The 14,619-nt window shown below is 50.4% G+C and carries 9 protein-coding genes; 4 read left to right on the plus strand and 5 right to left on the minus strand.

Annotated elements, in window-relative coordinates; translation table 11 throughout:
* Positions 1-31 precede the first annotated feature (31 nt).
* From IJL83_00655 to IJL83_00670, 4 genes are all read left to right on the plus strand, one after another.
* Positions 32-1,552 (plus strand): DUF3794 domain-containing protein, encoded by a 1,521-nt coding sequence (locus IJL83_00655; protein MBQ6552120.1) that lies wholly within the window; start codon positions 32-34, stop codon positions 1,550-1,552.
* A 14-nt stretch (positions 1,553-1,566) separates the two neighbouring features.
* Positions 1,567-3,045 (plus strand): stage IV sporulation protein A, encoded by a 1,479-nt coding sequence (gene spoIVA, locus IJL83_00660; protein MBQ6552121.1) that lies wholly within the window; start codon positions 1,567-1,569, stop codon positions 3,043-3,045.
* Positions 3,046-3,152: 107 nt separating this feature from the next.
* Positions 3,153-4,961 carry an ABC transporter ATP-binding protein gene (locus tag IJL83_00665; GenBank protein MBQ6552122.1) on the plus strand — a complete coding sequence of 603 codons (1,809 nt, stop codon included), beginning with the start codon at positions 3,153-3,155 and terminating at the stop codon, positions 4,959-4,961.
* Entirely contained in the window at positions 4,958-6,799 is a 1,842-nt protein-coding gene (locus IJL83_00670; GenBank protein MBQ6552123.1) for an ABC transporter ATP-binding protein, read from the plus strand. The genes IJL83_00665 and IJL83_00670 overlap by 4 nt, the downstream gene beginning before the upstream one ends.
* A 334-nt stretch (positions 6,800-7,133) precedes the next feature.
* Here IJL83_00670 and IJL83_00675 read toward each other — a convergent pair whose 3' ends face one another.
* The 5 genes from IJL83_00675 to murC are packed head-to-tail and all read right to left on the minus strand — an operon-like array spanning position 7,134 to position 14,589.
* Entirely contained in the window at positions 7,134-8,426 is a 1,293-nt protein-coding gene (locus IJL83_00675; protein MBQ6552124.1) for a family 10 glycosylhydrolase, read from the minus strand.
* 1 nt (position 8,427) lies between these two features.
* Positions 8,428-10,683 carry a 4Fe-4S binding protein gene (locus tag IJL83_00680; protein MBQ6552125.1) on the minus strand — a complete coding sequence of 752 codons (2,256 nt, stop codon included), beginning with the start codon at positions 10,681-10,683 and terminating at the stop codon, positions 8,428-8,430.
* Positions 10,684-10,718: 35 nt separating this feature from the next.
* A complete protein-coding gene (locus IJL83_00685; protein MBQ6552126.1) occupies positions 10,719-12,422 on the minus strand; it encodes a polysaccharide biosynthesis protein in 1,704 nt (567 codons plus the stop codon).
* Positions 12,423-12,447: 25 nt separating this feature from the next.
* Positions 12,448-13,212 carry a type III pantothenate kinase gene (locus IJL83_00690; protein MBQ6552127.1) on the minus strand — a complete coding sequence of 255 codons (765 nt, stop codon included), beginning with the start codon at positions 13,210-13,212 and terminating at the stop codon, positions 12,448-12,450.
* 15 nt (positions 13,213-13,227) lie between these two features.
* Complete coding sequence (gene murC / locus IJL83_00695; protein MBQ6552128.1) at positions 13,228-14,589, minus strand: UDP-N-acetylmuramate--L-alanine ligase; 1,362 nt, start codon at positions 14,587-14,589, stop codon at positions 13,228-13,230.
* Between the last annotated feature and the right edge of the window lie 30 nt (positions 14,590-14,619).

A 14,619-nucleotide genomic window follows, 5' to 3' on the forward strand; every position in this document is an offset into this window, starting at 1 on the left:
GGCACAAATACGCTGTAAGGAGGATTATGCTATGGGCCTGTTGTTCGAAAGCGGCGATATCGATATTTTAGAGCCGGTTTTGGAAGAAAAAAGCGAGTGCAGACTCGAAACGGAAGTCTATTTGCCGGATTATCTTCCGGACGTTCAGAAATTACTGAGAAGTGAAATAATTCCGCGTGTGGCCTCCAGAGATATGCTTGCGGGACGCATCACGATTGAGGGAGAAGCTGAGATACGGATTTTCTACAAATCGTCAGACGACTCCGTCAGCTGCGCCGTGACACATAAGGAGTTTTCCCACACGTTCGCCGTCAGCGAACCTGACGCGGACTATGACGTTTCAACCGAAACCGTAGGAAGCATCAATTCCGTGAGGGCGTCGGGACCGCGCAAAATCGCAGTCAAAGCGGAAATAACAACGTCCGTTATCGCTGTCAAAAAGTCCGTCCTTCAGATCGTCGAAACAGTTTCCAATGGGATCGAAGCGCGAAAAGAGCGTATTTCGGCCATATCAAACGCCGAAAGTTCAGAACGTGAAATACGCGTCACCGAGGAGATCGAGCTGCCGGAAACACTTCCGGAAATATCCGCGCTCCTTTACGCAGAAGCAAAAGCGAAGGTCGCCGACGCAACGGTATCCAACGGCAGATTCGTTATCAAAGGAGATCTGACCGTCAAGCCCGTATGCCTCGCATCCGACGGAAAACTCGTCGACTGTGAATTCAGTTTCCCGGTCAGTCACATCTTTGATATCCCGAATCTTGATGAGGGCTACGTCTGTGACGCTGAATTACAGATAGTCAGCGTTTACGCCGAAGCAGAGCAAAGTTCAGAAGGGAAAAACAGGGTGATAGACTGCGAGGTCGTGATGAACGCGATCCTGCACGCTTACAAAACATCCGAATACGAAATCATCACCGACGTATTCTCTCCGTGCAGCGAGCTTACCGAAGAATACGTCGAGGCAAAGTATCTAACCTGCTATGACTTCTATCACGATGAGAAGAATGTCAAAGGGCAGATCAAAACCGAAAACGCCGTATCTTCGATAATCAATGTTTACACTTCGCCGCGAATTATGCGCGTTTCCGCAGATAACGGATGCCTGAAGGCCGAGGGGATCGTCAATGCCGATATTATTTACGTTTCCGATGGCAGTGGCGTATGTTCCAAAAAAGCCGACATACCGTTTGAATTCTCATTCCCGTACAACTGCGATTTCCAACTCAGATGCGAAACGAACGTTTCTGTCGCTGCGGTCAGCTACAATATTTCCGGTGAAAACAGCGTCGATCTGCGGTGCGACGTAGCCATAAAGGCATCGGTTTGCGCCGAACGCAGATTGCGCGTGGTAAGCGAAGTCGCTTCGGCGGGTGAAAAGGAATCCTGCGGCCGCTGTCCGATAATCCTGTACTTCGCCGAAAGCGGCGAATCCGCATGGGATATTTCAAAGAAATACGGCGCTTCTTTCAGCGAAGTAATATCCGAAAACACGCTTGACGGCGATGAAATAACAACGGCTAAAATGCTTATTATTCCGTTGAAGAGGTGAAAGGAGTGAATAAGATGATTAACACTAATATTTACGCCGATATTGCAAAGCGCACCTCGGGAGACGTTTACGTAGGCGTCGTCGGACCGGTGAGAACGGGCAAATCCACTTTTATCAAAAAGTTTATGGAAAAGCTTGTCATCCCGAATATACCGGACGGCGTGAAAGCCGAAAGGGCAACGGATGAACTTCCCCAAAGCTCCGCCGGCAGAACGATAATGACTACCGAGCCGAAATTCATACCGAACGAGGCGGTCGAGGTCGCGTTTGCCGGCAATACGAGCGCAAGGGTAAGAATGGTCGACTGCGTGGGATTCGTTGTTCCGGGCGCCCTCGGCTACACTGAGGGCGATGCGCCGCGCATGGTCACGACCCCGTGGTTTGAGGAACAGATCCCGTTTGAACAGGCGGCTGAAATCGGAACAAAGAAGGTCATCAGCGATCACTCGACAATCGGTATCATGGTCACAACGGACGGCACGATAGGGGAGTTGTCATACGACGACTACAGAGACGCGGAAGAACGCGTCGCGGCTGAATTGAAAGCGCTCGACAAGCCGTTCGTAATACTGCTCAATTCGGCGTTTCCGAACGACCCCGATACGATCGCGCTTCGCAAGCAGCTTGAGGATAAATACGAAGTGCCGGTGCTTCTGATGAACGTCATCGAGCTTCAGGAAGAGCAGATAAGAGATATAATAGAAAAGGTGCTTCTCGAGTTTCCCGTTAAAGAGATCGGCATATCTCTTCCGCGATGGGTTAATTCCTTACCTGCGGATCATTGGCTTCGCGCCTCCGTGTATACGGATATAAAAGCGAATATGCTTTCGCTACGGAAGGTCAGGGAAGTGGCAAACGCCGTTGAAGCGTTAGCGAAAAACGAATATATTTCTCACGCCTCGGTCGTTTCAATAGACCTCGGCAGCGGCTCCGGTACCGTCGATCTCAAGATAGAGGATCGGCTCCTTTACAGAGTAATCAGCGAAAGCAGCGGAACGGAGATCGCCGACGAATCCGATCTCATCGAACTCGTTATGGAAACCTCGCGGCTGAAAAAAGAATACAGCAAATTCGAAAGCGCTCTGCGAGAAGTGGAATCGACCGGCTACGGTATCGTTAATCCGACAATTTCGGATATGCAGCTTGAACCGCCGGAAATCGTGAAGCAGGGTGGGAAATACGGCATCAGACTGAAGGCGTCCGCACCTTCGATACATATGATGAAAGCGAACGTCCGCACCGAAGTCGCTCCGATAGTCGGCTCTGAAAAACAGTCCGAAGAGCTTGTCAACTACCTTCTCTCCGAATACGAATCCGATCCCGAGAAAATCTGGGATTCGGATATTTTCGGCAAGTCGCTTCATGAGCTGGTGAATGAAGGCCTCAACAACAAGATATACCGCATGCCCTCGGACGCGCGTTTTAAGATCCAGGAAACTCTGCAGCGCGTAATAAACGACGGCTGCAACGGTCTGGTCTGCATAATTCTCTGAATAATGCACCAAAAGGCGCGGAACAAAGCGTTCCGCGCCTTTAATATTGACAAATTTATCTAATGATATTATAATATGACTATCAACCGAAAGTGACCCCGAGTGAAATGAAAAACAGAAATCTTAAAAACAAAAGCGTGCTCAGCCGTTTCATGAAAGGCGCGGCTGGCTTTTTTGCGCTTACAATAATCGCTTCTGTTATGGTCACTGTGCTTGACGCCATATTCCCTCAGGTGATAAGATACACCGTGGACACGCTTATCGGCGACGGACAGCCCACCGCGATAACAGGATACTTCGCCTCGCTTTTAGGCGGACGCGAATATCTGCGTATGAACCTCTGGGTAATTGCGCTGGTTATCCTCGCAACAGCGCTTCTGACGGCTTTTTTCCGTTATCTGACACGCGTCGCGACCGCCCGCGGATCCGAAACGCTGGCAGAGAATATGCGAAACACGCTGTTCATGCATATTCAGAAGTTGCCTTTCACATGGCATAACAAGAATCAAACCGGCGATATTATCCAGCGCTGCACGTCGGACGTCGACACATTCCGGAACTTCATTTCGGAACAGCTCGTCAATATGTTCCGTATCGTGTTCCTTATCATATTCTCTCTGTTTATGATGTTCTCGATGAACGTAACGCTTGCGCTTATAGCGACGGCGTTCGTACCCGTAGTTCTGTTTTATACAAACTATTTCCGCCATAGGATACGCAATAAGTTTACCGAAGTCGACGAGCAGGAGGGCGTCCTCTCCGCAATGGCGCAGGAGAATCTCACCGGCGTTCGTGTCGTTCGCGCGTTCGGCAGGGAAAAGTTCGAAAAAGACAAGTTCAATAAGCAGAACGAGAAGTACACGGGACTGTGGGTACAGCTCGGCAATATCCTCAGTTGGTTCTGGGGCATAGGCGACCTCATGAGCTGTCTTCAGGTCATGACGATCGTCTGTGTCGGAACGGTGTTTGCGGTAAACGGAACGATAACCACCGGCGAGCTGATCGCGTTCATTTCCTACAACGGCATGCTCGTTTGGCCCGTGAGAGGTCTCGGAAGGATAATTTCCGAGATGAGCAAAGCGCGCGTTTCGATCGGCAGGTTGCGTTATATTCTCGATTCCGAAGAAGAAACCGACCGCCCCGGTGCCACAGAACCCGATATGCACGGGGATATCGTATTCGACAACGTGTCCTTCGGTTACTTTGAGGACAAGCCGGTCATCAAGAACGTCAGCTTTGAAATAAAGGCGGGAACTACCCTTGGTATACTCGGCGCGACCGGCTCCGGCAAATCAACGCTTATTCAGCTCCTCGACAGACTTTATCCGCTTCCCGAAGGCAGCGGGCGCATTACGATCGGCGGCGTAGATATCAATGATATAAAAGCGTCGTGGCTGCGCAAAAACGTCGGACTCGTTCTTCAGGAGCCGTTCCTTTTCTCACGTTCCATAGGCGAGAACATCGCTTTGACGGACGCCGAAGCTTCGGAAGAGCGTATAGAACACGCCGCTTCGATAGCGAGCATAGCGGGCGACGTAGGCGAAATGACGCAGCGTTATGATACGATAGTAGGCGAGAGGGGAGTTACCCTTTCAGGCGGGCAAAAGCAGCGCGTGGCGATCGCCCGCACCATCATGCTCGACACGCCTATCATCGCATTCGACGATTCGCTTTCCGCCGTCGATACCGAAACCGACAAGAAAATCCGCGAAGCACTGCGCGATAAGACGAACGGTAAAACCGTTATTCTTATTTCGCACCGCATAGTTTCTCTTATGGAGGCGGATAAGATTCTCGTGCTCGAAAAGGGCGAGGCCGTACAATTCGGCACCCACGCCGAGCTGGTTGCGCAGGACGGCATCTACAAGCGCATATACGACGCCCAATCGTCGATAACGGAGGAGGGGAGAGTATGAGCAAGGAGCAATCGACAAGCCCGTACGACGTAAAACTCCCGTTCTTCGGGCTGAAGAAGATTTTCCCGTACATATTGCGGCATAAACGACTGCTGATCACCGTCGCGGTCGCCATGGGAATTACGTCGTTGGTTGATATCGTGCTTCCGCTGTTCCAGCGCTACGCGATAAACAATTACATAGCAAACGGCACGCTGAGCAGGATATGGATATTCATACTTGTATATCTTGCGGTCATACTTCTGCAGACGGCGACGACGGTAATAATGCTCCGTAAGGCATGTACCGCCGAAATGCTTATCGGCCGCGACCTGAAGCGCGACGCATTTGACAAGCTTCAGACGCTCCCGTTTTCGTATTTCAACCGCAACTCCGTCGGATATCTCCATTCAAGAGTTATGAGCGACACCGCGAGAATTGGTGAAACGCTGTCTTGGCATCTGGTCGACGGCGTATGGGCTGTAATTTATATCGTCGGCTCATTTATAGTTATGTTTTCGCTTAACTGGAAACTTTCGCTTATTATCCTGGCCGTCGTGCCGGTAGTTACGCTTATAGCTGCCGTTTTCCAGCGCAAGCTCGTCTTCGCGAATCGAAAGGTAAGAGAAACCAACTCGCAGATCACCGGCAAATACAACGAGGGAATTACCGGCGCGAAGACCACGAAATCGCTTGTTATCGAAGATAAGATGTTCGACGATTTCTCCGAAACGACGCGGGCAATGAACCGTATATCCACAAAAGCTGCGCGTTTCAGAGGGCTTTTCGTCGCGACTACTACGTTTTTCTGCATGTTCGCGATAGCTGTAGTCATGTGGTACGGCGGCAAGCTTTCTATTGAGCAGCTTATGGAGATCGGCACGCTTTCAGCGTTCGCTTCCTACGCGATCGGCCTCGTCGACCCGATACAGAATATCGCGCATATCATCGCCACTATGATAAATATGCAGGTCAACATCGAACGTGTGACGCGCCTTATCGAAACGGAACCGGAAATTGTCGATTCACAGGAAGTCATCGAGAAATACGGCGACGCATTCATGCCGAAGCGCGAGAATTGGGAGCCGCTGAAAGGCGACATCGAGTTTAAAGACGTTTCCTTCATGTATCCCGACGGCGACGAGTACGTACTCGAGAACTTCAACCTGAAAATCGACGCGGGAACGACCGTCGCGATTGTCGGCGAAACGGGCGCGGGAAAAAGCACGATAGTAAACCTCGTATGCCGTTTTTACGAGCCGACGTCCGGACAGGTGCTGATCGACGGGCGCGATTACCGCGAGCGTTCGCAGCTTTGGCTTCACAGCAATATCGGTTACGTGCTTCAGACGCCGCATCTGTTTTCGGGCAGCGTGCTGGATAATCTTCGCTACGGCGATCCGGATGCCGATATGGAAACGATAAAAGCCGCCGTACGCAGCGTTCAGGCGGAAGAAATAATCGAGCGCATGGACAACGGATACGACAGTGACGTCGGAGAGGGGGGAGACCTCCTTTCGACCGGCGAAAAACAGCTGATTTCCTTTGCCAGAGCGATAATCGCCGATCCGCGCATCCTGATACTCGACGAAGCGACTTCTTCGATCGATACGCTTACGGAACAGAAAATACAAAACGCGCTCGAAAAAGTCCTTGTCGGCAGAACGTCGTTTTTGATCGCTCACAGACTTTCCACGATAAGACGGGCGGATATCATTCTCGTCGTAAAAGACGGCAAAATTATCGAAAGAGGCACCCACAAAGAACTGTTTGCGCAAAACGGGTATTATCACAATCTTTATGCGCAGCAGTTTGATAAAGAAGCGGCCGAACAGATATTGAGAAACAATCTGAACTGATAATACTGATAATAAGAAAAACCGATCCGGATAAACGGGTCGGTTTTTTTATACGTAAATACGGAGGGAAGAGGTTTCAACCGCCTCCGAAAAAACATAAGCAATTATACAAAATCAATATTTTGTATAATACGAGGTAGGTTTTCAGTGGTTATTAAGGTTTCATCTGCTTGATTGCGCATTTTTGCGCCTTCAAACGCCCGATTACATAATTTCTTATTGTTTGTATTATTATTTCTTTTATAAATCATATTTGTGTTTACTTAAATGAATTTTCAAATAAATAATCTATTAGTTCTGATATTTATATTACTCAATTTATTATTCGAAATCTTTATTCGTTTTTCCACGCTTTTATTTCAGCCGCGCACATACTTACAGCTTCACTTTCAACAGCTAATTGCTCGTATCCGTAAAACGCTGCTCCTGAGGCGTTTGCTTTCTCCCGAACGTACCGTAGTTGCTCCGAGACCTGCGTTATCCGGTCCCATCCCGGAGTCTCGGTCTCATTCAGTCTGTACGCGGCTATTCCCGGTATCAATTTGACGCCGGTTCCTTTAACGGTTTCAGACCACCATTCATACACGTTTTTGAATGGAGTTTTTTCACTTTCAAAGCTCCAGTAAATCTGCGGACAAATATAATCGATATATCCGCCGTCGATCCACGCGGTCGCGTCCGCGAATAAATCATAATATCCTTCGGTAGACGCCTCGGTCGCGGATCCGCCGTTGGCGCCGTCGTCGTTAGCCCAAATCCCGAATGGCGAAATACCGAATTCGAGCTCTTGGTTGACAATTTTCAGAGAGGTATACAATCCTTTTACAAGCTCGTTTACGCAGTCTCTGCGCCAGTTTTCGAGCGTTTTTTCGACGCCGTACCGCTCATACTGCGCCGAATCGTCAAATTCGAGCGTTTGCCCGTCCGAATCTATCGGATACGGATAGAAATAATCGTCCATATGTACGCCCGCAACGTCGTAATTCTCCGCTATTTCGACCGCGCCGTCGATTATCAGCTGCCTTACCTCCGGAATCCCGGGGTTGAAATACAGCGCGCCTCCGTACCGGACAACCCATTCAGGATGCAACCGCGCGGGGTGATTTTCGCCGAGCGAATCAAGGTCGGTATTCGGATACTTTAGCGATCCGACGGTGACGCGGTAAGGGTTTATCCACGCGTGCACGCGAATATCCTTTTTCTTTGCTTCATTTATGAATAGTTCCAGCGGATCGCATCCGGGATCCTTTCCCTGAACGCCTGTCAGAACGTCGGACCACGGGAATATTTCGGATTTACAGAGCGAATCCGCGCTCGGACGAACCTGCAAATAGACGGTATTAAGCCCCAATGAAACGCATTTTTCGCATATTTCCGCGGCTTCCGACGCAAGCTCATCTGACGTCATATTATATTTGGTGGGATAATTAAGATTATAGACTGAGGCGATCCATACCGCGAAGGTCTCCCCTTTTTCCCCTGCCCGTTCGGTCTCCCCTTCCGGTACGGAAAAAGAGGCGCTGTTAAACGCCTCTTTAACGGATTTTGAAGTAAACACATACGGAATAAGCGCCGACGCGACGCAGAACAACGCTATAACAAGAACAAGTACGCCGTTTCGCTTCATATCAATAGTAAGCTTCTCCGCTGTAATACTGATAAAGCATATTATAGTAATCGTCCATCGCCTTGTTGTAATTCGCGTGGATATCGGCGAACGGAACGTCCGCAGAGGCGGCCTCATACTGTTCCGCGAAGTTCGCTACCTCGGCGTCGGTTTCGCAGCCCATGAATCGCGCTGCCTGCTCAACGGTTCCGCTGTCAAGCAGCTTTCCGAGCGTCATTTCGAGGTCGATGGTTTCCGGCGTATACCCGTAAATCGCAATCATTTCGGGGAAACTGTCCACGCCGGTTTCTTCTGCTTCTTTAGCGAAGGTTTCTTTATAGAACGAAAGCTTTATCGCGTTATAGAAGTCGGAGTATGACGACCTTAAATTCACGTTGTCGTCAAGATGATAAGTCTCTTTAAACTCTGATAACGTAGTTCCGTCCTGCTGAAGCATCCACTGAACCGTGAATCTGCCGGCGGTAAGATACTGAGCGAGGTCTTTTTCATATACGCATTCGGTGCTCAGCTCGTAGAAATTCTTGACCGGCTGCCCCTTCGCCCCGTAAGAGCATTCATACCAGCTGCCGTACTGCGCTATATATGCGTTCCATTCGTCCGCGTTTGTGTTTATGTATTTGTAGTACTCGTCGTATATTTCAAAATAACGCTTGCTGATCGTCGCAAACTTATCGTCGGGAGAAGCTCCGAAATAAGCGGCGAAATCGCCGATTTTTTCCGGATCGAAGCCGAGGTATTCCGCGCTTACGCTGATCGGCGCAGCGTCAAGTACTTCCCCGAGCGACTTACCGAGCGTATCGTCGGAAGACAAGCCGAAGAAGCGGATTATCTCGTCGTATTCGTCTACGCTGTTTTCCTTGAAATACGCGAGCGTCATACCGTTGCTGAACTCGGCATAAGTCGATTTCTCGGTAACGGAATCGTTAAGATGATACTCCGCCTTGATCTCATCAAACGTCTTACCGGTCGCATCCATAAGCTGCTTCACGGAAAAACTCCCGTCTGAAGGCGCTTCGGGAGCGATTCTGACGGAGTCGTATATCGGCTCTTTCGCGGGACCGCCACGATCGATTTTTATGAAATTAAGCGCAAATACGCCGCCGAAGAAAACCACGAAGGTTATAAGCATTATGATGATGGGATGGGATTTTGCCTTGAAATACTTCGTCTGCAGAGCGCCTTTCTTCGGACACGCGGCTACGCAACGCTGGCATGCTATACATTCGGCGAAATCCATCCTGCCGTTGACGGAAGCGACGTCGATGCCCATAGGACAAGCTTCGGAGCATTTCCCGCAGTTTACGCAGTAACTGTCTCCGGATTCATTACGGCCGTCCGTCTCCGGCTCGACATCATATTCCTGATAGTCTTCATCATCGAATGTCTCATCGCCTTCGTCATATTCATCGTTACAATAGTCTATCTCAACGGCTTCTTCAGTATTTTCTCTTTCGTCGATCTCTTCAAGTTCTTCGGCCTCTTCGCTGTCTATCGGAGTGACGGATTCATCGACGAGCGCGTCGGGCGCGGACTGAAGTGCGCAATCTTCGCATTCCGGCTTGACGTTGCGGAAAACGTGAAGTCCGCTTAAGCTGCCGAAAACAGCGTACAGCGCGCCGAGCGGGCAAGCGTACTTGCAGTAGAACCTCTGAAAGAAAAACGAACCCACGAGCGAAATAACAAGCACAACAAAGCTTGCGATATATCCGCCTACTATCAGGTTGTTGGAAAGTATGCTCTTGAAAGCGATCCACGGATCTATGTATGCAAAAGCATCCGAGCCCTGCGCTAGCCCGAGAAAACTGCGGAAGAACTCGATTCCGGTAAAATACGCAAGCAGGACGGAAAGCACAAGGAATACGTACTTCAGAGTGCGAAGGGCTTTATCGACCTTCGCGGGAATTGTCGGTCGTTTTTTAAGAACTTTCGCACCGAGGTTACCAATAAACTCCTGCAGCGCGCCGAAGGCGCAGAGAAATCCGCAGAAAACGCGGTTGAGCAGTATCGCCATCAAAATAAGAAACAGGAAAAACACGCTCGCCGAGGCAAAAGGATCAGAGAAGAATTCGAGCCCTGTTATCGTATTAAGAAATCTGCCGAACGCCTCAAACGGACAGAGCGCATGAAATGCGGGCACTTCGGCATAACGGTTTATGAACCCGTGTATCACCGCTTCTGCCACCATATAGCCGAGTATCGCTCCGAGCGACACGTAGCGCAGAACGGTAAATACTTTCATCGACTTCTGTTTTTTCATTGAGTTCACCTTTTCCTTACTGTTTGCAAACGCAGTCATTTTACCAGCTTATTGACAAAGCGTGTCATGAACGGCTTTTTAAGGAATCCGCCGACAATCGGCACGGTCGAAAGATCGCCTTTATCAACAGCCCTGAACTTCAAGGCAAAAATGAAATACGTCAATCCGCCGACAGCGACACACACCGCGGCAAGGACGGCGTTCGTGATATATGCATAGTTGCCTGTACGGATAAGGAGATACCGAACGCCGTACATAATCCCGAAAACAACCGCGGCCATTACGGCGGTCGCCAAAAGCGGTCTCATCGAAAGCCCGGGAAGATTCAGTTTTATTCCCGTTCTGCGAACGACAGCGGCGTAATCAAGCGCCAGAACAAGCAGATAGCAAACGTACGTGCTGATGATGGCCCCCATAATATTAAGTTTAGTGGAAATCAATAGGTAGTTCAAAGCGAGCTTGACCGCAAGGCCGATTGTCATATTGATAGGCGCGGTTTTAAAATCTCCCGTTCCCTGCAGTATCGACGTCATGACCTGGACGATGCTGACGATTATTATAGACCATACGCCCGAAATTATCAGAACATGAGGATCCGCGACTCCGGCGACCGGCGTGACACGGTTCCCCGGGAAAAGCAGATAAATGATCGGATTTGCAAGTATCGCCAGACCGGCGCAGCAAGGCATCGTTATAAGGAACGACGCTCTTACGGAGTTTTTCATTTTGCGCTCAAGAAGGGATTTGTCGTTCTTTGCGGCGACCTGTGAAATACCCGGAAGTATAGTCGCCGGAAGTGTTGCGGCAATGCCGAGGACTATGTTCGTCGTCTTATGGTACTGCGTTGAGAAAATACCGTAGATCGTGTTTCTCAAGTTTTCATCGGCAAATCCGGCGGCGACGAGGCGGCGCTTTATAAAACTGACGTCTATCAGATTAGCGAGATAGACCATCGCCGCGCCGAGCACTATCGGAATCGCGGTAGAGATGATTATCTTTACCAGCTTCATATTACTCTCTCTTAAGAGAGTTTTATTCTCGATATAATCCTTGTTCGCTTCCGCCTTTATCGGCTTATAGTGCCTGCCGAGAACAAACAGAAGATACAGCGAACTGCCGAGCGCGCCGAGGAACGTTCCGAGCGCGCCGCCGCCCGCGCCGTAGACGAGCTGCATCCCGCGATCCATCCCCTGCCCTTTCGCGTATTCAATGAAGAGATACGCGAGAAGCGGCGTCGTAATTGCGTTGAGAATCTGCTCGATTATCTGCGAGACGCTCGTATAGGTCATATTCTTCTGCCCCTGGAAGAAACCGCGTATCGCTCCGGAGAAGGAGCTGAAGAGGATCGCGGGCGAAAGGAGCAGAATTGTCATCCAGGCGTCTTTTGTATCAAGTATCTTATCGGCGATAGGGCGGCAGAATACCGCCATAACACCGCCGCAAATCAGTCCGAGCAAAACAAGAAGACCTGCCGCAAACTTAAACGTACGCAGCGAATCAAAATAGCGTTTCTCGGCGTTGTATTTCGCGACCATACGTGAAATAGCGACCGGAATTCCCATATACGTAATTTCGAAAAGGAGTGTGAATACCGTATATCCCGCGCTGTATATACCGTTGCCTACGTCGCCGAGGAATCTGGTAAGTATCGGGATATAGAGTATGCTCAAACTACGGCAAATCAGATTTGCCGTTGACATGAATGCGAATCCTTTTGCGGTGGACTGTTCTTTGATCATAAGTATCCTTTTTCCGCGCTGCCGTTTATGAATTGCGCTTGTGGATCTCAAGAAGCCCGTAAAGCATCAGATCAGTATCGATGGCGATCTTGTTTCTGCAATGCGGGACAATGTATTTGCTCATACCGCCGGTAGCGACGACCGTGAAGGTGCGTTCTTTTTCTTCGGAAATGCGATCGATCATCCCGTCGATAAGCGACGCCGCTCCGAAAACGACTCCGGACTTCATGGAGTCGACCGTGTTTTTGCCTATCACGCTTGCCGGAGCTTCGACGTTTATATCGGGCAGCTGTGAGGTCCTTTCGGTGAGCGCGTCAAGGGACGTGCGCACTCCTGCAGTGATCACGCCGCCGAGGAATGTGCGCGTCTCGTCAACAACGGAGAAAGTCATGGCCGTGCCGAGATCTATTATTATGACGGGGAGCTGATAACGCGAAACGGCGCCGGCGGCATTCGCGACCATGTCGCTGCCGAGCTGCGCGGGATTATCGATCATAATGTTTATACCGGTTTTCAGTCCCGCGGCTACAACGACGGGCTTGCAGGACGCTATTTTTTCTACGGCTTCAACAAGTCTGTCGGTGAGTTTGGGGACAACGCTGGAAATCACGCATCCGTCTATTTCAGACGGGTCGATCCCGTCAAGACGGAACAGATCGTTGAGCAGCACCGAATACTCGTCTGCGAGCGCGTCCTTGCGCGTGAAAACGCGGGACGAAGAAATAAGCTTTTCCCCGTCGAATACGCCGAGAACTATGTTTGTATTACCTACGTCGATTGCAAGGAACATTGTCAACTCACTTCCTCAATTCTGGTTGATAATCATTTTGGAAACAGCGTTTATGTCGCCCGCACCCATAATGATTATCATATCGTCAGGGCCGGCTTCGGAACGGAGGTAATCGGCTATCTCGCCGAAACTTCCGCAGGAAAACGCTCCCGGAATCAGATCCGCAATGTCATCCGAAGAAATACCCGTCGTGTTCGTTTCACGAGCGGCGTATATCGGCGCGAGGACGACAACGTCGGCGATGGAAAGCGCCTGCGCCATTTCTTCCTTGAACGCCTCGGTCCTTGTATATGTGTGCGGCTGAAAAACGCATATCACCCGATTCTTGCCGAACAGTTTAGCGGCTTTAAGCGTAACCGACATTTCGTGAGGGTGATGGGCGTAATCGTCATAAACGTCGGCGCCGTTGCAAGTTCCGACGTGTCTGAAGCGTCTGTCCGCGCCGGTAAAGTCATAAAGACCGCTGACTATCGAGCGCATATCAATACCGACAGTCCGCGCGAGCGCGATAGCGGCAAGAGCGTTCTCAACGTTGAAGACTCCTGGTACGGAAAGCTTGATTCTGCCGACGTTTTCGCCTCTTTCGATGAGATCGAAAGAAGGATGTCCGGCTTCAAACGCGATATGGTCGGCGTAATAATCTCCGCTGTGAAGCCCGAAGGTTATCGCTTCCCTGCCCGCTGAAGAAAGTGCCTTTGCGGCGTTTTCGTCAGAAGCGTTGATTATTACCGCGCCGGTTGTCTGTTCGATAAACTTCGAAAAAGACCTGATAACGTCGTCGATCGTCGGGAAGTAATCGGTGTGATCGTGCTCGACGTTTGTTATCACGGAATATTTCGGAGTAAGATTCAGAAACGAATCGACGTATTCGCACGCTTCGCACACGAACCAATCGCTGTCGGATGCGCGCGCGTTGCTGCCGATCGCGGGGATCACTCCGCCGGCACAAACACAGGGATCGAAGCCGGCCGCCAAAAGAATAAGCGATATCATAGAAGTTACCGTCGTCTTACCGTGCGTACCGGCAACCGCGACGGATTCGGAAAACCCGCGCTGCACGCTGCCGAGAAGTTCCGCGCGCTCGGCGGTGCGGATCCCCTTTTCCTTCGCGGCGGCAAGCTCCGGATTGTCAGCTTTGACCGCGGCGGTGTAAACGAGCAGATCGCAGTCGTCGACAAATTCGGCACAGTTGCCCTTTTCAATTGTCACGCCGAGCGCCTCGAGCCGTTCGGTTATCGGAGACGTGTTGATATCCGAGCCGCTGATTCTGTATCCGCGTCGCTCGAGGATCTCGGCCAGCGCGCTCATCCCTATTCCGCCGATACCGGTGAAATGGATAGAAGATACGCCTTCAAGAACGTTGTGTTTATTCTCCATCAGATTACTTCCTATCAAATCGGCATGCTG

Source organism: Clostridia bacterium (assembly GCA_017438525.1).
In the GTDB taxonomy this organism is placed as follows: Bacteria; Bacillota; Clostridia; order Oscillospirales; family RGIG8002; genus RGIG8002.